This is a genomic window from Vogesella mureinivorans, assembly GCF_007644035.1.
In the GTDB taxonomy this organism is placed as follows: Bacteria; Pseudomonadota; Gammaproteobacteria; order Burkholderiales; family Chromobacteriaceae; genus Vogesella; species Vogesella mureinivorans.
Map to the genome: position 1 here is coordinate 1 of NZ_VMTV02000030.1, position 420 is coordinate 420.

The 420-nt window shown below is 66.9% G+C and carries 1 protein-coding gene; it reads left to right on the plus strand.

All coding sequences use genetic code 11. From position 1 onward, the window contains the following. A partial coding sequence (locus tag FLQ44_RS00970; protein WP_276607816.1) for an RNase adapter RapZ occupies positions 1-420 on the plus strand: 420 nt, incomplete at both ends.

Consider the following 420-nt stretch of genomic DNA (forward strand, 5'->3'; position numbering starts at 1 on the left):
GCAACCGACCTCAGGATCTTGCCGACCTGCCGCGTTCGCTGGCTGCGCTGGGCAGCGCCGGCTTCGGCTACCGGCTGGTGTTCCTGGACACGCGCGACGAAGTGCTGATCAAGCGCTTCAACGAGACCCGGCGCCGGCATCCCGTTTCGCGCAACGGCCTGCCGCTGGCCGAGGCGATCGCCCGCGAGCGCGAGCTGATGCGACCGCTGGCGGCGTTGGCCGATGTCGTCATCGACAGCAGCGAGCTCAATGTCCACCAGCTGCGCCGCAAGATCGCCACCGACATCGCCAGCGGTGGCGAGGGCGGGCTTTCGATCCTGCTCGAATCCTTCGCCTACAAGAACGGACTGCCTGCGGATGCGGATTTCGTATTCGACGTGCGCTGCCTGCCAAATCCGCACTGGTTGCCTGCGCTGCGTC